Annotated in this window: 1 pseudogene; it reads left to right on the forward strand. The window is 57.2% G+C overall.

What is annotated here, in order from left to right:
- A pseudogene (locus NCR38_RS34000) lies at positions 1-941 on the forward strand (IS3 family transposase); the annotation flags it as partial.
- Between the last annotated feature and the right edge of the window lie 33 nt (positions 942-974).

The following is a 974-nucleotide window of genomic DNA, read 5'->3' on the forward strand; positions in this document are numbered from 1 at the left end:
AAGGAGAACGAATACCTGCGCGCGGAGGTGGCGTACCTAAAAAAGCTCGATGCGCTGCTCAAGGAGAAAGCGCGGGCAGCGCAAAGGAAAAAGCGCAAATAGTGCAGGACCTCCGGGAGCACCATCCTCTGGCAGCCCTTCTGAAGGCCGCAGGTCTGGTCCGCAGCACGTTCTACTATCAGTTGAAGGCGCTGGACAGGGGCGAGCGGCACGCTGGTCTGAAGGAGAAGATCCGAACCTTGTATGAGCACCACAAGGGTCGCTACGGCTACCGTCGCATCACGGCTGCAATCCGGCAGGCCGGAGAACTCGTCAACCACAAGACGGTGCAGCGGCTGATGGGGCAACTCCAGTTGAAGTCACTGGTGCGCCCGAAGAAATACCGTTCCTGGCGGGGCGAAGTGGGTCGTGCTGCACCCAATCTGTTGCAAAGACAATTCAAAGCTGACGGCCCCAACCAGAAGTGGGTGACCGATGTGACCGAATTCAAAGTCGGCGCGCAGAGGCTTTATCTATCGCCCGTGATGGATCTGTATAACGGCGAGATCGTGGCGTATCAGATGGACTCGCGACCCAGCTTCGAGTTGGTCAGCGGCATGCTGAAAAAGGCATTGACCCGACTTCGAGGCAACGAGCGACCACTGCTGCATTCAGATCAGGGTTGGCAATACCGGATGCCGGCATTTAGCCGGCTACTCAAGCAACGCCAATTGCCGCAAAGCATGTCGCGCAAGGCCAACTGTCTGGACAACGCCGCCATGGAGAGCTTCTTCGGCACACTCAAGTCCGAGTGCTTTAGACTAGACCGGCTCACCAGTGTGGACCGCTTGCGCGACGCGCTGAATCGCTACATCCACTACTACAACCACGAACGCATCAAACTCAAACTAAAAGGCCTGAGTCCCGTGCAATACAGAACTCAGGCCTTGGCTACCCGCTAGACTTTAACCGTCCAACTTCGCGGGGTCAGTTCA

The organism is Caballeronia sp. INML1 (assembly GCF_023631085.1).
Lineage (GTDB): Bacteria > Pseudomonadota > Gammaproteobacteria > Burkholderiales > Burkholderiaceae > Caballeronia > Caballeronia turbans.